We start from the raw sequence: 19,375 nt of genomic DNA, 5'->3' as shown, positions 1-19,375 counted from the left end.
CCGGACCCTCGCTTACAGGGGTGTGACGTACGCCCCCGCGATCCCGCCGTCGACCAGGAAGTCGGTGGCGTTCACGAAGGAGGAGTCGTCGCTGGCCAGGAAGGCGACGGCGGCGGCGATCTCCTCGGCCTCGGCGAACCGGCCCAGCGGGATGTGCACCAGGCGGCGCGCGGCCCGCTCCGGGTCCTTGGCGAACAGCTCTTGGAGAAGGGGGGTGTTGACCGGGCCGGGGCACAGGGCGTTCACGCGAATGCCCTCGCGGGCGAACTGCACGCCCAGTTCACGGGACATGGCGAGGACGCCGCCCTTGGAGGCCGTGTACGAGATCTGCGACGTGGCCGCGCCCATCCTGGCGACGAAGGACGCCGTGTTGATGATCGAGCCCCTGCCCTGGCGCCGCATGTAGGGGATGGCGGCCTTGCAGCACAGGTAGACGGAGGTGAGGTTGACCTCCTGGACGCGCTTCCAGGCCTCCAGGCCGGTCTCCAGGATGGAGTCGTCGTCGGGCGGGGAGATGCCTGCGTTGTTGAAGGCGATGTCGACGCTGCCGTAGGTGTCGTGAGCGGTCCTGAAGAGGGCTTCGACCTGCTCGGGGTCGGTCACGTCGACCTTCACGAAGGTGCCGCCGACCTCCTCGGCGGCGGCCTTGCCGCGGGTGTCGTCGACGTCGCCGCAGACGACGTTCGCGCCCTCGGAGGCGAGGCGGCGGGCGGCGGCGAGGCCGATGCCGCTGCCGGCTCCGGTGACGACGGCGGTACGGCCGACCAGGCGGCGGCAGATGTTCTCCTGGGCAGTCACTGTGCGGGGCCCTCCGTGCTGATGAAGACGTTCTTGGTTTCGGTGAAGGCGGCCAGGGCGTCGGGGCCGAGCTCGCGGCCGACGCCGGACTGCTTGTAGCCGCCGAAGGGGGTCCAGTAGCGGACGCTGGCATGGGAGTTGACGGACAGGTTGCCGGCGCGGACGGCCTGGGAGACGCGCAGGGCACGGCCGACATCCCGGGTCCAGATGGAGCCGGAGAGGCCGTAGGGGGTGCCGTTGGCGAGGCGGATCGCGTCCTGCTCGTCGGTGAAGGGCAGGAGCACGGCGACGGGGCCGAAGATCTCCTCACAGGCGGCCGCCGAGTCGGGGCTCTCGCCGGTGAGGACGGTCGGCGGGAACCAGAAGCCGGGGCCCTCGGGGGCGCTGCCGCGCAGGGCCGGGGCGTCGTCGGGCACGAAGCCGCGGACGCGGTCGAGCTGCTGGCGGGAGATCAGCGGGCCCATCTGGGTCTTGTCGTCGGCCGGGTCGCCCACCACCACGGCGGCCAGCGCCTCGGCGAGCAGCTCGCGGACCTCGTCGTAGACGGTCTCCTGGACCACGACGCGGGTGCGGGCGCAGCAGTCCTGGCCGGAGTTGTCGAGGAAGGAGAAGGGGTCGACGGCGGTCTTGAGGTCGGCGTCGGCGAAGACGATGTTGGGGCTCTTGCCTCCGAGTTCGAGGGTGACGGGCTTGACCTGCTCGGCGCCGAGGGCGGCGACGCGCGTCCCGGTCCGGGTGGAGCCCGTGAAGACGATCTTGGCGACACCGGGGTGGCGGACCAGGGCGTCGCCCGTGATGTCACCGCGTCCCGGCAGGACTTGGAAGAGGTGCTCGGGGAGCCCTGCCTCCAGGGCGAGTTCGGCCAGGCGCAGGGCGGTGAGAGGGGTGGTCTCGGCGGGCTTGAGGAGGACGGCGTTTCCGGCTGCGAGGGCGGGGGCGGTGCCCCAGGCGGCGATCGGCATGGGGAAGTTCCAGGGCGCGATCACGCCGACGACGCCGAGCGGTTCGAGGATCGTGACGTTCAGACCGCCGGGCACCGGGATCTGCCGGCCGGTGAGCCGCTCCACTCCCCCGGCCGCGTAGTCCAGCAGGTCACGGACGTTGCCGGCCTCCCAGCGGGCGTTGCCGATGAGGTGGCCTGCCTCGCGGACCTCCAGCCGGGCCAGTTCCTCCAGGTGCTGGTCGACCGTGGCGGCGAAGCGGCGCAGCAGCCGGGCGCGGTCCGCCGGGGCCAGGGCGGCCCAGGTCCGCTGTGCCCTGGCGGCCCAGGTGACGGCCGTGTCCACGTCGGCCGGGCTCGCCCCGGCGACGGCGGCGACGACCTCCTCGGTCGCGGGGTTCAGTACTTCCAGAAGGTGCTCGGAAGACAAGAAGGACCTCACAAACGTTCGAAGGAGCGGCGCAGCTCCCAGTCGGTCACCGCGGCGTCGAAGGCGTCCAGTTCGACGCGCGCCATGTTGCGGTAGTGCGCGACGACCTCGTCGCCGAATGCGGCCCGGGCGACGGTGCTGTTCTCCCAGAGCTCGGCGGCCTCGCGCAGGGTGGTGGGGACGTGGTCGAGGTCGGCGGCGTAGGCGTTGCCGGGGCAGGGGTCGGGCAGTTCCAGCTTCTGCTCGATGCCGTGCAGTCCTGCCGCGACCAGCCCGGCGACGGCGAGGTAGGGGTTGACGTCGCCGCCGGGCAGGCGGTTCTCGAAGCGCAGGGAGCGGCCGTGGCCGACCACGCGCAGCGCGCAGGTGCGGTTGTCCTGGCCCCAGGCGACGGCGGTCGGCGCGAAGGAGCCCGGCTGGAACCGCTTGTAGGAGTTGATGTTGGGGGCGTAGAGGAGGGAGAACTCGCGCAGGGCGGCGAGCTGGCCGGCGAGGAAGTGGCGCATGACGTCCGACATGCCGCCTTCGCCGTCCCCGGCCATCGCGTTGGTGCCGTCGGCGTCGGCGAGCGAGAGGTGGATGTGGCAGGAGTTGCCCTCGCGCTCGTTGTACTTGGCCATGAAGGTGATCGACATGCCCTCCTGGGCGGCGATCTCCTTGGCGCCGGTCTTGTAGACGGAGTGCTGGTCGCAGGTGACCAGGGCCTCGTCGTAGCGGAAGGCGATCTCGTGCTGGCCGGGGTTGCACTCGCCCTTGGCGGACTCGACGGTGAGGCCGGCGCCGGCCATCTCGTTGCGGATGCGGCGCAGCAGGGGCTCGATGCGGCCGGTGCCGAGGACCGAGTAGTCGATGTTGTACTGGTTGGCCGGGGTCAGGCCCTTGTAGCCGGCGTCCCAGGCCTGTTCGTAGGTGTCCTTGAAGACGATGAACTCCAGCTCCGTGCCGACCTGGGCGGTGTAGCCGAGTTCGGCCAGGCGCTCCAGCTGGCGGCGCAGGATCTGGCGGGGGGCGGCGACGACCGGGGAGCCGTCGCTCCAGGCGAGGTCGGCGTGGAGCATGGCCGTGCCCTCGTTCCAGGGAACGCGGCGCAGGGTGGTCAGGTCCGGGTGCATGGCGAAGTCGCCGTAGCCGCGGTCCCAGGAGGACATCGCGTAGCCGTCGACGGTGTTCATCTCGGTGTCGACGGCGAGCAGGTAGTTGCAGCCCTCGGTGCCGTGCCGGAGGACCTCGTCGAGGAAGAAGCGTGCGGCGAACCGCTTGCCCTGGAGTCGCCCTTGCATGTCGGGGAAGGCCAGGACGACAGTGTCGATCTCACCGCCGGCGACGAGGGTGTGCAGCTCCTCGACGCTCAGCGGGGGTGTGCGGTCTGCCACGGGAGGGCCTCCTTGGCTCCTTGGGTCCGCCGGGAGCCATAAGGTATTGCGGAGAACCATTGCTTGGGAAGGGGGCACGGCCCATGCCGGAGGAAGCGGACGGCGGCGGGGTGGAGCGCGACGGGCTGACGCCGGTGCTGCGGCCGGTGCGCGCGGGCAACGGCTTCGAGGAGGCGCTGGAGCAGATCTTGCAGGTCGTACGGCTGGGTCTGGTGCCGGGGGGCGAGCGGCTGCCGGCCGAGCGGGAGCTGGCGGAGCGGCTGGGGATCAGCCGGGTGACGCTGCGCGAGGTGCTGAAGGTGCTCCAGGACCAGGGTCTCGTCGAGTCGCGGCGCGGCCGGTACGGCGGGACGTTCGTGCTGCCGCGCACCGACGCCGTCGGCGAGGACGAGCTGCGGCGCCGGGTCGCCGAGGTCGACATCGAGGACGTGCTGCGGTTCCGGGAGGTGCTGGAGGTGGGCGCGGCCGGGCTGTGCGCGGCGCACGGGCTGGAGGAGAAGCAGGCGGACCGGCTCCGCGAGGCCCTGGCGCGCACGCACGACGCGCCGCTCGCCGAGTACCGCCGCCTGGACACGCTGCTGCACCTCACGCTCGCCGAGCTGTCCGGCTCCCCGACGCTCACCGCCCAGTACGCGGCCGTCCGCGCGAGGGTCAACGACCTGCTCGACTGCATTCCGCTGCTGGTGCGCAACCTGGAGCACTCCCAGCGGCAGCACACCGCCCTGGTGGAGGCGGTGATCGAGGGCGACGCCGACCAGGCGCGGGAGATCATGCGCGAGCACTGCGGGGGCACGGCGGCGCTGCTGCGGGGCTTCCTCGGCTGAGCCGGGCGGTGTCTTCGCGCGGTGAGGATTTACGGGCGATTAACGCACGGGTCTTGCCTTCGCTCGGTCGGCACCGCAAAGGTATGGCTCCATTCCATTGAGTCGCAGTCCGCTCGCCCCCGTGACCGCCGCCGCCCCGTCGGGAGTCTGCCCATGTCCCAGGAACCCACCGTCACACCCGCCGCCCCGGAGGGCGACGACTATCTGGAACGCAGAGCACTGCGCCGGGGCAGCGCCGGCTGGGTGCTGCTGACCGGCCTCGGCGTCGCCTACGTCGTCTCCGGCGACTACTCGGGCTGGAACTTCGGCCTCGCCGAAGGCGGCTTCGGGGGTCTCGCGATCGCCATGGTGCTCATGGGCGCGATGTACGCGTGCATGGTCTTCGCGCTCGCCGAGCTGTCCTCGATCCTGCCCACGGCGGGCGGCGGCTACGGCTTCGCCCGGCGGGCGCTCGGCCCGTGGGGCGGCTTCCTGACCGGCACGGCGATCCTGATCGAGTACGTCCTCGCGCCCGCCGCGATCGTCATCTTCATCGGCGACTACGTCGAGTCGCTGGGCCTGTTCGGCCTGGAGTCCGGCTGGCCGATGTACCTGGTCTGCTTCGCGATCTTCCTCGGCATCCATCTGTGGGGCGTGGGCGAGGCGCTGCGCTTCAGCTTCGTCGTCACCGGCATCGCGGTGGTCGCCCTGATCGTGTTCGCGCTGGCGGCGCTGCCCGACTTCTCCTTCGCGTCCCTGGACGACATCCCGGTCGACTCCTCCGCCGCGGGGTCGAACTCCTGGCTGCCGTTCGGCCTGCTCGGCATCTGGGCGGCGTTCCCCTTCGGCATGTGGTTCTTCCTCGGTGTCGAGGGCGTGCCGCTGGCCGCCGAGGAGACCAGGGAACCGGCCCGTACGCTGCCGAAGGCGATCCGCTGGTCGATGGGCATCCTGGTGGTGCTGGCGGTGGTGACCTTCTTCGCGGCGGCCGGAGCACGCGGTTCCGACGCGATCCAGGAGGCGGGCAACCCGCTGGTCGAGGCGCTCCAGCCGAACGGCGAGGCGACGACGCTGAGCCGGATCGTGAACTACGCGGGCCTGGCCGGCCTGGTGGCGTCGTTCTTCTCCCTGATCTACGCGGGCTCGCGCCAGCTGTTCGCCCTGTCCCGCGCGGGCTATCTGCCCCGCTTCCTCTCCCTCACCAGTCGCCGCAAGGCGCCCTACCTGGGCCTGCTGGTGCCCGGCACGATCGGCTTCCTGCTGGCGGCGGTGTCGGGCAACGGGGCCCGGATGCTGAACATCGCCGTCTTCGGCGCGACCATCTCCTACGCGCTGATGTCCCTGTCGCACATCGTGCTGCGCCGCCGCGAGCCGGAGCTGCCACGGCCGTACCGCACGCCCGGCGGGGTGCTGACGTCCTCGGTCGCCCTGGTGCTGGCGTGCGCGGCGCTGGTCGCGACGTTCCTGGTGGACGTGACGGCGGCACTGATCGCGCTCGCGGTGTACGTCGTGGCCGTCGGGTACTTCGGCCTGTACAGCCGTAAGCGGCTGGTGGCGAAGGCGCCGGAGGAGGAGTTCGCGGCGCTGGCGGCGGCCGAGGCAGAGTTGGCACGGGACTGAGGCGTCGAGTGGTGAGGGAGTTGTCGTGGTCAGGCCGTTGATCGGGGTCAGCACCTATCTGGAATCGGGTGCGCGCTGGGGCGTGTGGGAGCTGGAGGCGGCCCTGCTGCCGGTCGGCTACCCCCGGCTGGTGCAGCAGGCGGGCGGCCTGGCCGCGATGCTGCCACCGGACGACCCGCGCCACGCGGCGGCCGCCGTGGCCCGGCTGGACGGGCTGGTCATCGCTGGCGGTCCGGACGTGGAGCCGGTCCGCTACGGGGCGGAGCGCGAGGAGCGGACGGGGCCGCCGGCGCCGGAGCGGGACGCTTGGGAGCTGGCGCTGATCGACGCCGCGCTGGCGGCCGGGGTGCCCCTGCTGGGGATCTGCCGGGGGATGCAGTTGCTGAACGTCGCCCTCGGGGGGACGCTCGTGCAGCACATCGACGGGCATGCCGAGGTCGTGGGCGTCTTCGGGGGCCATGCCGTGAAGCCGGTGCCGGGGAGTCTGTACGCCGGTGTCGTGCCGGAGGAGACGTTCGTGCCGACGTACCACCATCAGGCCGTGGATCGCCTGGGCGCGGGCCTCGTCCCCTCGGCGTACGCGGCGGACGGGACGGTGGAGGCGGTGGAACTCCCCTCGGCCGACTGGGTCCTGGGCGTGCAGTGGCATCCGGAGATGGGGGAGGACGTGCGGGTGATGCGGGCGCTGGTGGAGGCGGCTTCCGGCGCCTGATCCGCAGCAGTCGGACGGGCAGGGGCTATCCCCGCGTCAGCGACAGCAGGTCCCGTGCGGGCCCGGTAGGGCGGTGCCCTGTCGGCCACACCGCCCTCAGGTCCCGTGCCAGCGCCACCCCGTCCACCGGCACCCGCACCAGCCGGCGCATCGAGAGCTCCTCTCCCACCGCCAGTTCACTCAGCACCGCCGGGCCCGCGCCGCTCACCGCCGCCGCCTTCACCGCCGTCGTCGAGGACAGCTCGATCAGCGGCCGGGCCAGGCCACCCAGCGCCGCGTCCAGGACCTGACGCGTGCCCGAGCCCTTCTCCCGGAGGATCAGCGGCGTCGACGCCAGTTCCTCCGCGGCCAGCGACCGCCGCCGCCGCGCCCACGCATGCCCCGGCGCGGTCACCACTATCAGCCGGTCGTGGGCGATGACCGCCGAGTCGAGACCGGCCGGCACCGACAGCCCCTCCACGAACCCCAGGTCCGCCTCGTCGGACAGCAGCCGCTCCGCCACCACGGTCGAGTTCCCCGCGTGCAACGACACCGCCGTGTCGGGCCGCTGCGCGCGCAGCGCGAGCAGCCAGCCCGGCAGCAGGTACTCCGCGATGGTCATGCTCGCGGCCACCCGCAGCCGGGAGTCGCGGCGGACGCGCAGCGCCTGCGCCCCCGCGTCGAAGGCCTCCGCCGCCTCCACGATCCGCCGCGCCCAGTCCGTCACCAGCGCCCCGGCGTCCGTGAGCCGGGACCCGCGGGGCGACCGGTCGACCAGCGCCACCCCGAGCTGCCGCTCCATCGACCGGATCCGGCTGCTGGCCGCGGGCTGGGTGATACCGAGTTCCCGCGCGGCACCACCGAGGCTGCCGAGCCGTGCGACCGCCAGCAGCAGCTCCAGGGCGCCCAGATCCGGCACCCGGTGCCCCAGGGGCCCGGCGGCCGACGGCCCGGCCTGCTCATCCGCGTTGCTCATAAACCCAGTTTATGTCGCCATAGAGGCGTCCTCCCTGGTGGTGCGCCTCCCCCGGCCCCACCGTGGCGTCATGGTCACCGCAGCCCAGCCCGTCACCTACCCGCTCTCCGTCCGGCATCTCGGACCCAACTGGTACGCCACCGTGATGGGGACCGCCGTCGTCGCCACCGCCGGGTCAGCCCTTCCAGCGCACGTCCCGGGGCTGCGCGGCGTGCTGGCGGGGGTGTGGGCCCTCTCGCTCGCCCTGCTCCTGGCGCTGTTCGCCGGACGGGCCGCGCACTGGAGCCGGCACCGGGACCAGGCCCGCGTCCACCTCCTGGACCCGGCTACGGCACCGTTCTACGGCTGCCTCGCCATGGCCCTGCTCGCCGTGGGCGGCGGTGCCCTCACGGTCGGCCGGGACTGGATCGGCATACGGGCGGCCGTCGCCCTCGACGTGGTGCTCTTCACCGCCGGTACGGTGCTCGGGCTCGCCGCTGCCGTCGCCGTGCCGTATCTGATGGCCGTGCGCCATCGCGTGGAGCCGGGGCAGGCCACGCCCGTCTGGCTGCTGCCGCTCGTCGCGCCCATGGTGTCGGCCGCCGTCGGGCCGTCGCTGGTGCCGCATCTGCCGTCCGGTCAGGCCCGGGGGACACTGCTCCTCGGCTGCTTCGCGCTGTTCGGGCTCAGCCTGCTCGCGACCCTGGTCATGCTGCCGCTGGTCTTCGCCAGGCTGCTCACCGGTGGGCCGCTGCCCCTCGCCCTCACCCCGACGCTGGTCCTGGTGCTGGGCCCGCTCGGGCAGTCCACGACCGCCGTCGGCGCGTTCGCGGACGTCGCGCCAGGGGTCGTGTCCCCGCCGTACAGCGAGGGCTTCGGGGTCCTCGCCGTGCTCTACGGCGTGCCCGTGATGGGGTTCGCGCTGCTGTGGTTCTGCCTGGCCGCCGTCCATGTGCTGCGTGCCCGGCGGCACGGGATGCGGTTCTCGATGACCTGGTGGTCGTTCACCTTCCCGGTGGGCACCTGTGTCACGGGCGCCGAGGCGCTGGGCCGGCACACCGGGCTCGTGGCGTACACGGGGCCGGCGGTCGTGCTGTACGCGGTGCTGGTCGCGGCGTGGGGCACCGCCGTCGCGGGCACCGTGCGCGGGCTGCTCAGGGGCGAGCTGCTCGCAGCGCCCGGCCCAGCACCCTCGGCGCCTCGGCCAGCGACGGCCCGTACCACGTCAGGTGCCGTCCGCTGACGAGCGCGCAGGGCAGGCCGGGGAAGGCCTCGGGGCCGTCGTCCGCGGTGAAGCGGTACGGCTCGTCCGGGAGCACCACCAGGTCAGGTGCCGAGGCGCGGAGTTCCTCCAGCGGGACGCGGGGATAGCGGTCGGGGTGCGTGGCGTGCACGAGGTCGACGCCGAGGCGGGCGAGGACGTCGCCCGCGAAGGTGTCGCGGCCCAGGACCATCCACGGGCGGCGCCAGATCGGCACGAGCGCCGTCGCTCGCGTACCGGGCTCCGGCAGAGACGCCCAGGTGGCTTCCGCCTCGTCCAGCCAGCGCGGGCGGCCCGTCACCCCGCAGGCGTCCAGCACCCGGGCCAGTTCCCGGAAGGCCTGCGGCACGTCGCGGATCTCGGTCACCAGGACCTCGGCTCCCGCGGCGCGCAGGGCCGCGAGGTCGGGTGCGCGGTTCTCCTCCTCGTTGGCGATGACCAGGTCGGGCGCGAGGGAGAGGATCCGGTCGGTCTTCGGGTTCTTGGTGCCGCCGACGCGTACGACGTCCAGGTCGGGGGGATGCGTGCACCAGTCGGTGGCGCCGGCCAGGGTTGCGGGCGCGGACCGGGCCACGGCCTCGGTCAGCGAGGGGACCAGCGAGACGACTCTCACCGGCGTGGCCGGTCCCGGACCGCCTCGATGTGCTCCGCCACGGCGACGACGATCACGCGGGTGTCCGACTCGGCCGCCCGCCAGCGATGCCGTACACCGCCGGTCAGGTACAGCGTGTCGCCGCGGCCCAGGCGGTAGGCGCGGCCCTCCGCCTCGATCTCCACCGCGCCGTCGGCGACGTACATCAACTGGTCGTTGCGGTACTGGAATTCACGGCCGGCGTCATGGTCGCCGATGAACTCGGAGGCGTGCATCTGGTGGTGGCCGCGGACCAGGGAGCGCGCCTGCGGCTGGAGCAGCGGCTCGGTGCCGTCGGCGCGGACGACGTCCACGCTGCACGCCGGGTCGGCCGCGGCGAGCAGTTCCACGGCGGTGGTGCGCAGGGCGTCGGCGACCTTCTCCAGGGAACTGGTGCTGGGCCGCGCCCGGTCGTTCTCGATCTGGCTGAGGAAGGGGACCGACAGGCCGCTGCGCGCGGCCACGACGGCGAGTGTGAGCCCCAGCGCGCGGCGCCGCCGGCGCACGGCCGCGCCCACCCGAAGAGGCTGTTCTTTGTGGTCGCCCATCGCTCCGGCTCCCTCCTTCGCCCGTCGATCCGCTCCCTGTGCGACGGTGTCCCGGCGCACTGCTTCTGTTGAGTTGTCTGCACCCTACGCATGTTCGGCAAACCGTTTCCCGCGCCCGTCACATGGACGTCATACGGGACGGTGCCGACCTCACGCTTCGCGCCAGGGGATCCGCCGCCGAAGGGAACGGGGCGGGCCGTTCGCTCGCCGGAGGATCAGGGCGGAAGAGGGGGTTCAGGGGGTGGCGTGGCGCTCTGTGGTTGTCCGGATCCCGCTCGTGGGATCGGCGGGCGGGGCGGGACGCGGTGTGTCGCGCGTCCCACCCCGGAACCCTACTGCGGAGTCATGCGGTTCACCATGTCCGGGTGCTGCTCGAGCCACTCGGCCACGGCCTCTTCCTCATGGCCCTGGCCGCGATCCTTGATCTCGCTCTCCAGGCTGCCGAGCTCGGCCTCGCTCATCGTGAAGTTCTTGATCCACTTCGTGAGCTGCGGGTACTCCTCCGGGAACTTCTCGTTGGAGATGGTGCGGATCGTGTTGCCCTCACCGAAGGCCTTCTTCGGATCCTTCAGCTTGGTCAGCTCGTAGTCGCTGTACGCCCAGTGCGGCGACCAGAGGGTGACGGCGATCGGCTCCTTCTCGGCGTACGCGCGCTTCAGCTCGGCCAGCATGGCGGGCGTCGAGCCGTCGACGACCTCGTACTCCTTGTCCAAGCCGTAGCCGGGCAGAACCTTGTTCTTCAGCAGGTCCATCTCGCCGGTGCCCGGCTCGATGCCGATGATCTTCCCCTTGAAGGTGCCGGACCTGCCCTTGAGGTCCTCCAGGGAGTCGACGCCCTTCACGTAGGACGGTACGGCGAGCTCCAGGGAGGTCGGTTCGTACCAGGTGCCGAGGTCCTTGAGCCGGTCCTTGTTCTTGTCCCAGTAGTTCTTCTGGGCGTAGGGCAGCCAGGCGTCGAAGTTGAGGTCGAGGTCGCCCGAGGCCAGCCCCGTGTAGACCGGGCCGACGTCCATCTGCTTGAGGTTCAGCGTGTAGCCGCGCCGCTCCAGGACGTTCTTCCAGAGGTAGGTGACGGCGATGTCCTCGTCCCAGGGGAACCAGGCGACGTCCAGGGGCTGCTTCGCCTCGGCCGGCGTGCTGCCGCCGGTGTTCCGCACCGGGGCGAGCTTGTCGACGACGCCGGGGTTCTGCTTCAGCCAGGCGCGGACGGCGTCCTGCTGGTTGCCCTTGCCCGCCTTGTTGATCTCGGCCTCGAGGCTGGTGAGCTGCTTCTCGCTCATCGTGAAGTTCTTCAGCCACTCGGCGACCGTCGGGTCGTCGTCCGCGAAGCCCTTGCGGGACAGGGTGTGCACGCCGTCGCCCTCGCCCCAGGCGCCCTTCGGGTCCTTGAGCTTCTTGAGGTCGTAGTCGTTGTACGCCCAGTGCGGCGACCAGAGGGTGGTGACGATCGGCTTCTTCTGGGCGTAGGCGCGCTTCAGCTCGGCCAGCATGGCGGGCGTGGAGCTGTCGACGACCTCGTACTCCTTGTCGAGGCCGTACTCCTTGAGGACCTTGCTCTTCAGCAGCGCCATCTCACCGGCGGAGGCCTCGATGCCGGTGATCTCGCCGCCGAACTCGGAGGCCCTGCCCTTGAGGTCCGCCAGGGAGTCTATGCCCTTCATGTAGGAGGGCACGGTGAGCTCCAGGGACGTCTTGTCGTACCAGGCGCCGAGGTCGTCGAGCTGCTTGCCGTACTTCTTCCAGTACTGGGCGTGCGTGGTGGGCAGCCAGGCGTCCGTCTGGAAGTCGACGTCGCCCTGGGCGAGGGAGGTGTAGAGCGGGCCGGCGTCGAACTGCCTGGCCTCGACCTCGTAGCCGCGCTGCTCCAGGACCTCCTTCCACAGGAAGGTGGAGGCGACGCCCTCGTCCCAGGGGATGTAGCCGATGCTGATCTTCTTGCCCTGGCCGACGTTCTTGCCGTCCGCCGCGGCCTCGGTGCCGGTGCCGCCACCGAGGACACCCATGCCGCCCGCGGTGAGCGCGAGGACGACGACGCCGATCACGGCGACCGCCGGGCGCGGCCGGTAGGACCAGATCCTCAGCCCCTGCGCGGCGCGCAGCTTGGCGGCGGCGCGGCGGCCGAGCGGGGAGACCTGGGTGCCCAGGGCGCTGGTCATCCGGTCCAGGTAGATCGCGAGGATCACGATGGCCACACCGGCCTCGGAGCCGAGGCCCACGTTGAGCTGGCCGATGGCCTCGTTGACGTCGCCGCCGAGGCCGCCGGTGCCGACCATGCCGGCGATCGCGGCCATGGACAGGCCGAGCATGATGACCTGGTTGACGCCGGCCATGACGGTGGGCAGGGCGAGCGGCAGCTGGACGCGCAGCAGAGTGTTGCGGGGCGAGGTGCCGAACGCCTCGGCCGCCTCGACCAGTTCCTTGTCGACCTGCCGGATGCCCAGCTCGGTCATGCGCACGCCCGGGGCGAGCGCGAAGATCAGGGTGGCGACGATGCCGGCGGGGGCGCCGGTGCCGAAGAACAGGATCGCCGGGATGAGGTAGATCATCGCGGGCAGCGTCTGCATGAAGTCCAGGACGGGCCGTACCAGTGAGCTGACGCGGTCCGAGCGGGCCGCCCAGATGCCGACCGGCAGGGAGATCACCAGCGCGATGACGGTCGCCACGAGGACGAGCGCCAGGGTGATCATCGCGTTCTCCCACAGTTCGAGGGAGTCGATGAACGCGAATCCGGCGAACGTGAGGACACCGGCGAGCGTCCCGCGCAGCCAGAAGGCGATCACGGCGAAGATGCCGGCGAGGAGCAGCGGTTCGGGGGCCTGGAGGACGGCGTTGATGCCGTCGTAGAGGCCGAGGAAGACGGTCTTGCAGAAGTCGAACAGCCACGCCATGTGGGTGGTGAGCCAGTCGACCGCGTCGTTGACCCAGGTGCCGAGCTGAATCCTAGGCACGGGCGGTCACCTTCTCTCCGCCCTTGTCCCGCGGGGAGTCGCAGGGCTCCGGGGTGGCGTCCTGCTCGTCGCCGAGGAAGCCGATCAGGCGCTGCCGGGGGATGACGCCGATCTGCCTGTTGTCTTGGTCCACGACCGAGACGGGGTGGGTGAGCCGGGCGCTGATGGCGCACAGCTCCGTGAAGGGGGTGTCGGGCGTGGCGGTCTCGCAGTGGCAGCCGGGGTCGTCGGCGGTGACCGAGGTGTCCATGAGCTCGCCCGCAGTCAGGACGCGGGATCGGTCGACGTCCTGGGTGAAGGAGGCGACGTAGTCGTTCGCCGGCCGCAGCAGGATGTCCTGGGCGGTGCCGATCTGCACGATCCGGCCGTCGCGCATGACGGCGATGCGGTCGCCCAGGCGCATGGCCTCGTTCAGGTCGTGGGTGATGAAGACGATCGTCTTCTTGAGCTTCTGCTGGAGCTCCAGCAGCTGGTCCTGCATGTCACGGCGGATCAGCGGGTCCAGGGCGCTGAAGGACTCGTCCATCAGCAGCAGGTCGGCGTCGGTGGCGAGCGCGCGGGCGAGGCCGACGCGCTGCTGCATGCCGCCGGACAGCTCGTCGGGCCAGGACTTCTCCCAGCCGGCCAGACCGCACAGGGCGAGCGCCTCGTCGGCGCGGCGTACGCGCTCGGCGCGGGGCACGCCCTGCACTTCCAGACCGTAGGCGGCGTTCTCGCGCACGCTGCGGTGCGGGAAGAGCGCGAAGTGCTGGAACACCATGCTGATCTTCTTGGAGCGGACCTGGCGCAGCTCGCGGTCGCTCAGCGCGGTCAGGTCCTGGCCGTCGAAGCGCACCTGTCCGGCGGTCGGCTCGAGCAGGCCGTTGAGCATGCGCAGCAGGGTGGACTTGCCGGAGCCGGACAGGCCCATGACGACGAAGATCTGCCCGGGCTCGACGGTGAAGGACGCGTCGATCACGGCGGCGGTCGTGCCCTCGGCCCGCAGCTCCTCGCGGTCGGCTCCGCCGCGCAGCCGCTCGACGGCCCGGTCCGGTCTCCTGCCGAACACCTTGTACAGACTCGTCGCTTCCAGCGTCGCTGACACGTGCACCTCTATTTCCTTGGCAACAGAACAGAGCGAGGACAGGGCGCAAACAGTTGAAATGCGCAACCAGCCTCGCTCCGGGGCGGCGCCTCCCCTCGATCCCCGAAAGCAAACGGAAAGGTGTGGCGCTTCACACCCGAGGCGCAGGGCGCAACGCGTTGCGCAGCGGCGGGTGGCTGTCGGCGGCGTACGGCATGATGCGTGGCGTGACCGGACGACTGATGCTCCTCGACACCGCTTCCCTGTACTTCCGCGCCTACTTCGGCGTCCCGGACTCGGTCAGGGCCCCGGACGGCACGCCGGTGAACGCCGTGCGCGGCCTGCTCGACTTCATCGACCGCCTGGTCAAGGACCACCGGCCGGACCTTCTGGTGGCCTGCATGGACGCCGACTGGCGGCCGCACTGGCGGGTGGAGCTGATCCCGTCCTACAAGGCGCACCGCGTCGCCGAGGAGCACGCGGTGGGCCCGGACGAGGAGGAGGTGCCCGACACGCTGTCGCCGCAGGTGCCGGTCATCGAGGCGGTGCTGGACGCGGTGGGCATCGCGCGCGTGGGCGTCGCCGGATACGAGGCGGACGACGTGATCGGCACGTTCACCGCGCGGGCAAAGGGCCCGGTCGACATCGTCACGGGCGACCGCGACCTGTACCAACTGGTGGACGACGCGCGCGGGGTGCGCGTGCTGTACCCGCTGAAGGGCGTGGGCACGCTGCAGCACACCGATGAGGCGGTGCTGCGTGAGAAGTATGGGGTCGGCGGCAGCGGGTACGCGGATCTGGCCCTGCTGCGCGGCGACCCCAGCGACGGTCTGCCGGGCGTGCCGGGCATCGGCGAGAAGACGGCCGCCAAGCTGCTGGCCGAGTTCGGGGACCTGGCCGGGATCATGGCGGCGGTCGAGGACCGGCGGTCGAAGCTGACTCCGACGCAGCGCAGGCGGCTGGACGAGGCGCGTCCGTATCTCGCCGTCGCGCCGAAGGTGGTCCGGGTCGCGGACGACGTGCCCCTGCCGGACGTCTCCACGGCACTGCCGCGGGCGCCGCGCGACCCGGAGGCACTGGAGGCGCTGGCGGCCCGATGGGGACTGGGCGGATCACTGGAGCGCCTGCTGACGACGCTTGCGACCTGACTCTTTCGTAAGAGAACGACGTGACTGCCCGCACGAGAGGTGTGAAGTGAGGACAAGGTGCTAACTTAGGTAACCCTAACTATGCGAGACAGGGAGGTCCTCATGGCAGAGCGACCGGGACGCCAGCCGCGTCGGCTCCACTCCGCGCAGGTCGTCCGCACCGAGCGGCTGACCCCGCACATGCAGCGTGTGGTGCTCGGCGGCGAGGGCCTCGCCGACTTCGCGGCGGGCACGTGCACCGACCACTATGTGAAGCTGCTGTTCCCGCCCGTGGGCGTGACCTATCCGGAACCCTTCGACCTCCAGCGCGTCCGGGACGAGCTGCCGCGCGAACAGTGGCCGGTGACCCGGACGTACACGGTCCGCCAGTGGGACGCCGAACATCGCGAACTGACGCTGGACTTCGTCATCCACGGTGACGAGGGCCTGGCCGGTCCGTGGGCCGTGCGCGTCCGGCCGGGCGAGACGGTGCGCTTCATGGGACCCGGTGGGGCGTACACGCCCGCCCCGGACGCCGACTGGCATCTGCTCGCCGGTGACGAGAGCGCGCTGCCCGCGATCGCCTGCGCCCTTGAGGCGCTGCCGCGCGGGGCCAGGGCGTACGCCTTCGTGGAGGTCTCCGGCCCCGAGGAAGAGCAGAAGATCGACTCGGACGTGGAGATCGTGTGGCTGCATCGCGGCGCCCGGCCTCACGGCGAGGCCCTGGTCGAGGCCGTGCGGGGCCTGGAGTTCCCCGCGGGCCGGGTGCACGCCTTCGTCCACGGCGAGGCGCACTTCGTCAAGCAGCTGCGCCATCTGCTCCGCGTCGAGCGCCATATCCCGCGCGAGGACCTCTCGATCTCCGGCTACTGGCGCCGTGGCCACAACGAGGACGGCTGGCAGGCCTCCAAGCGCGAGTGGAACGCCCGGATCGAGGCGGAGCAGGAGCGCGTGTCCGCCGCCTGAGGGCAGCGTGGTGCGCGGGAGGCGGCTCAGTCCCCCCGTACCCGCGCATGCAGATGCATGTCGTGCCACCCGTCCGGCTGGAGGACCGCACTGCGCTTGGTGCCCTCCAGGGCGAAGCCGGTCCTGCCGGCGACGCGGCAGGACGCCTCGTTGCGCACGGCGTGCAGGAGTTCCAGCCGGTGGAAGCCTGCCTCGTCCAGGGCCCACTGGGTGAGTGCGGTCGTGGCGCGGGCGGCGACCCCCCGGCCCCGGGCCGCCGGGACGGTCCAGTACGCCACCTCCGCCGTCCCGTCGTCGAGCCGCAGCTCGCGCAGCGCCACCCGGCCCAGCAGCGCGTCGGAGTCCGTGTCGGCCACGGCCCAGTGCGCCTCCCGCTCCCCCTTCCACGCCCGGTGCCACTCCTGGATCCAGTCGCCGACCTCCGTCACGGAGTCCGCGGCCCGGGCGTGCCACTGGTGCATCACGGGGTCCTGGAAGACCTCGTACACCGCGGGCGCGTCGCCGGCCCGCCAGGGGCGCAGTACGAGTCCGCCGTCGGCGGGGAGCGTGGGTTGCGGGCGGCCTGCGAGCGTCCCGGGGGTCAGGACCGGGCTGATGAGGAACGGCATACCCGCATCCTGGCAAGGTCCACGGGGCGGTCCCAGTGGTTTTCCGCCCCGCACACCGGGCTCGTACGCTGGGCCGCGATGAGACGCAAGACCCACACCCCGCCCTCTCCCCTGCCGCAGCGCCACGGCGTGGACCCGGTGCGGGTGCGGCTGCCCGTCGCGGGGACGTGGGGCACGGTGCGCGAGCATCTGGTGGAGCGGCTCTCCGGGGCGGGCGCCGGGGTCGTCGACGGCATGTTCGACGCGGGCCGGATCGTCGGGGCGGACGGACGGCCCGTCGCGGCGGACGCCCCCTACGTGCCCGGGATGTTCGTGTGGTTCCACCGGGACCTGCCCGACGAGGTGCCGGTGCCCTTCCCGCTGGAGGTCGTGCACCGGGACGAGCACATCGTCGTCGCCGACAAGCCGCACTTCCTCGCCACCACCCCGCGCGGCGGCCATGTCGCCGAGACTGCGCTGGCCCGGCTCCGCCGCGAGCTGAACCTTCCCGCGCTCACCGCCGCGCACCGCCTGGACCGGCTCACCGCGGGACTCGTGCTGTTCACCGTGCGCCCCGAGGAGCGCGGCGCGTACCAGACGCTGTTCCGCGACCGCCGGATCCGCAAGGAGTACGAGGCCGTCGCCCCGTACGACCCCGCCCTCGCCTCGCCCCGGACCGTGCGCAGCCGGATCGTGAAGGAGCGCGGGGTGCTCACCGCCCGGGAGGTGCCGGGCGAGCCCAACGCCGTGAGCCGCGTCGAGCTCGTCGAGCACCGCGACCGCCCCGGTGGGTCCGGCGGACTCGCCCGGTACCGGCTCGCCCCCGCCACCGGGCAGACGCACCAGTTGCGCGTTCACATGACCGCCCTGGGCGTGCCGATCCTCGGCGACCCGCTCTACCCGGAGCCGACCGCCCCCGTGCCGGCCGGCGACTTCCGGCGTCCGCTCCAACTGCTGGCGCGGTCCCTGGAGTTCACCGACCCGGTCACGGGCGAGGAGCACCGGTTCCACAGCGGCCGGGTGCTCGCGGCCTGGGCGTCGTACGACCGGTGGGCCGCCGGGACGTACGACGGCCCGTCAGACGGTCAGTAGCCGATCCACCAGCTCAGGAAGCGCTGCCAGGCACCCTTGCGGCGGGGCGGTTCCGCGACGGCCTGCAGCGGAGGTGCCGGGACCGGCTGGGGCAGCACCGGGTCCGGCTGCGGTTGCGCGGCCGGGGGCTGGGGCTGTGCGACGGCCGGCTGAGGCTGTGCCACGGCCGGTGCGGCCTGCGGCTGCGCGATGCCGATCTGCCAGTCCGAGCGCTGCGCGGCGACCGGCTTGTGGTTCGGTACCTCCTGCACGTCCTGCGGCGGCTTGGGCGAGAATTGCACCGGCAGTTCCACCAGGTGCCGGGAGGCGATGGACGCCGTCCAGCGCAGCTCCTCCTCGTCGCAGTCGAGTTCGACGTCCGGCAGCCGCATCAGCAGCGCGTCGACGCCGACGTCGGCGATGGAGCGGCCGATGTCCTGCCCGGGGCACTCGTGCGGGCCGCCGCCGAAGGCGAGGTGGGAGCGGTTGCCCTGCATGCTGGCCTTCAGGTCCGGCCGCACCCGCGGGTCGACGTTGGCCGGGAGCGGCGCGAAGAGCAGCCCGTCGCCGCGGCGGATGCGCTGCCCGCCCAGCTCGGTCTCCTGCTTGGCGAAGTAGGCGAAGACCGTGCTGAACGGCGGCTCGTTCCACAGGGACTGCTCCACCGCCTCCGGCACCGTCATCTGGCCGCCGTTCAGCTGGGCCCGGAAGCGCGGGTCGATCAGCACCGTGAGCAGCACGTTGGACAGCAGGTTGGTGGTGGCCTCGTAGGCGGCGAAGAGCACCAGCCGCAGGTGCTCCCTGACCTCGTCGTCGCTCAGCCGGGCCGGGTGGGTGATCAGATAGCTGGCGAGGTCCTCCTCCGGCTGGGCGCGGCGGGCGGCGGTGAGCCGGCTCAGGGCGTCCATGACGTAGGAGTGGCTGGCGATCGCGGTCTCGGTGCCCTTGAGCGCGTCACGGGCGGCCTCGACGAGCCGGTCGTCGTACTCGTCGGGCATGCCGAGGATTTCGCACATCACCGCCATCGGCAGGTGCTCGGTGAACTGGCCGACGAGCTCCGCCTCGCCCGCCTCGCAGAACCGGTTGACGATCACCTGCGTACTGCGGTTGATGTAGCGGCGCAGGCTGCGGAAGTCGATGGTGGAGATGGCGCCCATGACCGCGCCGCGCAGCCGCTTGTGCTCGTCGCCCTCGGCGTGCGAGGCGATGGGCTGCCAGGCGATGTGCGGCATCAGCGGGTGGTCGGGCTTGACGAGGCCCTCCCTGAGCGGGGTCCAGATACGGCTGTCCCGGCAGAACTGCGAGGGCGAACGCACCATGTGCAGGTTCTCGGCGTGGCCGAGGACGATCCACATCGGCACGTCGTCGTGGAGCAGCACGGGCGCCACAGGACCGTGCTGGTCCCGCAGTTGCTCGTACAGCGCTCCCAGGTCCTCCGCCTCGTGCAGCCGGTGCAGTCCCCCGGGCCCGAGGCCGTGCGCGGGGCAGCCGGGGGGCGGGCCGGGCCGGAGGTCGTCCGTACTGGTCGGGGCGTGGGATTCAGGCGTCACAGTGGTCGCTCCG

Annotated in this window: 17 protein-coding genes; 7 read left to right on the top strand and 10 right to left on the bottom strand. The window is 72.0% G+C overall.

The window, feature by feature from the left end; all coding sequences use genetic code 11:
- Nucleotides 1-12 precede the first annotated feature (12 nt).
- From ACIRDU_RS32215 to ACIRDU_RS32205, 3 genes are read right to left on the bottom strand one after another with little or no spacing between them, the layout of a single operon-like run.
- Complete coding sequence (locus ACIRDU_RS32215; protein ID WP_403586111.1) at nt 13-798, bottom strand: 3-oxoacyl-ACP reductase; 786 nt, start codon at nt 796-798, stop codon at nt 13-15.
- Nucleotides 795-2,168 carry an aldehyde dehydrogenase family protein gene (locus ACIRDU_RS32210; RefSeq protein ID WP_403586109.1) on the bottom strand — a complete coding sequence of 458 codons (1,374 nt, stop codon included), beginning with the start codon at nt 2,166-2,168 and terminating at the stop codon, nt 795-797. The genes ACIRDU_RS32215 and ACIRDU_RS32210 overlap by 4 nt, the downstream gene beginning before the upstream one ends.
- 8 nt (nt 2,169-2,176) lie before the next feature.
- Nucleotides 2,177-3,541: a glutamine synthetase family protein gene (locus tag ACIRDU_RS32205; RefSeq protein WP_403586107.1), complete on the bottom strand. Its 1,365-nt coding sequence runs from the start codon at nt 3,539-3,541 to the stop codon at nt 2,177-2,179.
- An 83-nt stretch (nt 3,542-3,624) separates the two neighbouring features.
- Between ACIRDU_RS32205 and ACIRDU_RS32200 the strand changes: the two genes are divergently transcribed.
- The 3 genes from ACIRDU_RS32200 to ACIRDU_RS32190 all read left to right on the top strand — a co-directional run bounded on the left by ACIRDU_RS32200 (nt 3,625) and on the right by ACIRDU_RS32190 (nt 6,676).
- Nucleotides 3,625-4,365, top strand: coding sequence for a FadR/GntR family transcriptional regulator (locus ACIRDU_RS32200; protein ID WP_403586104.1), 741 nt, complete (start codon nt 3,625-3,627; stop codon nt 4,363-4,365).
- Nucleotides 4,366-4,518: 153 nt separating this feature from the next.
- Nucleotides 4,519-5,964, top strand: coding sequence for an ethanolamine permease (gene eat, locus ACIRDU_RS32195; protein WP_403586101.1), 1,446 nt, complete (start codon nt 4,519-4,521; stop codon nt 5,962-5,964).
- A gap of 37 nt (nt 5,965-6,001) precedes the next feature.
- Nucleotides 6,002-6,676 carry a gamma-glutamyl-gamma-aminobutyrate hydrolase family protein gene (locus ACIRDU_RS32190; RefSeq protein ID WP_403586347.1) on the top strand — a complete coding sequence of 225 codons (675 nt, stop codon included), beginning with the start codon at nt 6,002-6,004 and terminating at the stop codon, nt 6,674-6,676.
- Between the two features lie 25 nt (nt 6,677-6,701).
- Here the strand turns inward: ACIRDU_RS32190 and ACIRDU_RS32185 are convergent, their stop codons facing one another.
- A complete protein-coding gene (locus tag ACIRDU_RS32185) occupies nt 6,702-7,631 on the bottom strand; it encodes a LysR family transcriptional regulator (protein ID WP_403586099.1) in 930 nt (309 codons plus the stop codon).
- Nucleotides 7,632-7,701: 70 nt separating this feature from the next.
- On the opposite strand from ACIRDU_RS32185, the gene ACIRDU_RS32180 reads away from it, so the two are divergent.
- Nucleotides 7,702-8,853 (top strand): TDT family transporter, encoded by a 1,152-nt coding sequence (locus ACIRDU_RS32180; RefSeq protein ID WP_403586096.1) that lies wholly within the window; start codon nt 7,702-7,704, stop codon nt 8,851-8,853.
- Here the strand turns inward: ACIRDU_RS32180 and ACIRDU_RS32175 are convergent.
- From ACIRDU_RS32175 to ACIRDU_RS32160, 4 genes are all read right to left on the bottom strand, one after another.
- The gene (locus tag ACIRDU_RS32175; RefSeq protein WP_403586094.1) at nt 8,765-9,484 is read right to left on the bottom strand and encodes a helical backbone metal receptor; all 720 of its coding nucleotides are present in this window, start codon (nt 9,482-9,484) and stop codon (nt 8,765-8,767) included. The two genes, ACIRDU_RS32180 and ACIRDU_RS32175, sit on opposite strands and share 89 nt — an antisense overlap.
- Nucleotides 9,481-10,050 carry a helix-turn-helix domain-containing protein gene (locus ACIRDU_RS32170; protein WP_403586092.1) on the bottom strand — a complete coding sequence of 190 codons (570 nt, stop codon included), beginning with the start codon at nt 10,048-10,050 and terminating at the stop codon, nt 9,481-9,483. The genes ACIRDU_RS32175 and ACIRDU_RS32170 overlap by 4 nt, the downstream gene beginning before the upstream one ends.
- 332 nt (nt 10,051-10,382) lie before the next feature.
- Nucleotides 10,383-12,998, bottom strand: coding sequence for an ABC transporter permease/substrate binding protein (locus ACIRDU_RS32165; protein ID WP_403586089.1), 2,616 nt, complete (start codon nt 12,996-12,998; stop codon nt 10,383-10,385).
- The gene (locus tag ACIRDU_RS32160) at nt 12,991-14,082 is read right to left on the bottom strand and encodes a glycine betaine/L-proline ABC transporter ATP-binding protein (RefSeq protein ID WP_403586344.1); all 1,092 of its coding nucleotides are present in this window, start codon (nt 14,080-14,082) and stop codon (nt 12,991-12,993) included. The genes ACIRDU_RS32165 and ACIRDU_RS32160 overlap by 8 nt, the downstream gene beginning before the upstream one ends.
- Before the next feature lie 221 nt (nt 14,083-14,303).
- Between ACIRDU_RS32160 and ACIRDU_RS32155 the strand changes: the two genes are divergently transcribed.
- A complete protein-coding gene (locus ACIRDU_RS32155; RefSeq protein WP_403586341.1) occupies nt 14,304-15,209 on the top strand; it encodes a 5'-3' exonuclease H3TH domain-containing protein in 906 nt (301 codons plus the stop codon).
- Nucleotides 15,210-15,311: 102 nt separating this feature from the next.
- Entirely contained in the window at nt 15,312-16,154 is an 843-nt protein-coding gene (locus tag ACIRDU_RS32150) for a siderophore-interacting protein (protein WP_403586087.1), read from the top strand.
- A gap of 26 nt (nt 16,155-16,180) precedes the next feature.
- Here the strand turns inward: ACIRDU_RS32150 and ACIRDU_RS32145 are convergent, their stop codons facing one another.
- Entirely contained in the window at nt 16,181-16,762 is a 582-nt protein-coding gene (locus ACIRDU_RS32145; RefSeq protein ID WP_403586086.1) for a GNAT family N-acetyltransferase, read from the bottom strand.
- 78 nt (nt 16,763-16,840) lie between these two features.
- Between ACIRDU_RS32145 and ACIRDU_RS32140 the strand changes: the two genes are divergently transcribed.
- On the top strand, nt 16,841-17,833 hold the full coding sequence (locus tag ACIRDU_RS32140) for an RluA family pseudouridine synthase (protein ID WP_403586083.1): 993 nt from the start codon (nt 16,841-16,843) through the stop codon (nt 17,831-17,833).
- On the opposite strand, the gene ACIRDU_RS32135 is transcribed toward ACIRDU_RS32140, so the two are convergent.
- Nucleotides 17,827-19,362 carry a cytochrome P450 gene (locus ACIRDU_RS32135; RefSeq protein ID WP_403586081.1) on the bottom strand — a complete coding sequence of 512 codons (1,536 nt, stop codon included), beginning with the start codon at nt 19,360-19,362 and terminating at the stop codon, nt 17,827-17,829. The two genes, ACIRDU_RS32140 and ACIRDU_RS32135, sit on opposite strands and share 7 nt — an antisense overlap.
- Nucleotides 19,363-19,375: the final 13 nt, after the last annotated feature.

Origin of the sequence: Streptomyces sp. NPDC093598 (genome assembly GCF_044764825.1) — a bacterium.
Taxonomy (GTDB): domain Bacteria; phylum Actinomycetota; class Actinomycetes; order Streptomycetales; family Streptomycetaceae; genus Streptomyces.
Note: the sequence above shows the minus strand (reverse complement) of the source record. Positions and strands in the feature narration are given on the sequence as shown.

Coding starts and splice junctions, on each gene's coding strand:
- ACIRDU_RS32200 (WP_403586104.1), top strand. CDS start 3,625: ATGCCGGAGGAAGCGGACGGCGGCGGGGTGGAGCGCGACGGGCTGACG.
- eat (WP_403586101.1), top strand. CDS start 4,519: ATGTCCCAGGAACCCACCGTCACACCCGCCGCCCCGGAGGGCGACGAC.
- ACIRDU_RS32170 (WP_403586092.1), bottom strand. CDS start 10,050: ATGGGCGACCACAAAGAACAGCCTCTTCGGGTGGGCGCGGCCGTGCGC.
- ACIRDU_RS32150 (WP_403586087.1), top strand. CDS start 15,312: ATGGCAGAGCGACCGGGACGCCAGCCGCGTCGGCTCCACTCCGCGCAG.
- ACIRDU_RS32155 (WP_403586341.1), top strand. CDS start 14,304: ATGCTCCTCGACACCGCTTCCCTGTACTTCCGCGCCTACTTCGGCGTC.
- ACIRDU_RS32185 (WP_403586099.1), bottom strand. CDS start 7,631: ATGAGCAACGCGGATGAGCAGGCCGGGCCGTCGGCCGCCGGGCCCCTG.
- ACIRDU_RS32140 (WP_403586083.1), top strand. CDS start 16,841: ATGAGACGCAAGACCCACACCCCGCCCTCTCCCCTGCCGCAGCGCCAC.
- ACIRDU_RS32180 (WP_403586096.1), top strand. CDS start 7,702: ATGGTCACCGCAGCCCAGCCCGTCACCTACCCGCTCTCCGTCCGGCAT.
- ACIRDU_RS32145 (WP_403586086.1), bottom strand. CDS start 16,762: ATGCCGTTCCTCATCAGCCCGGTCCTGACCCCCGGGACGCTCGCAGGC.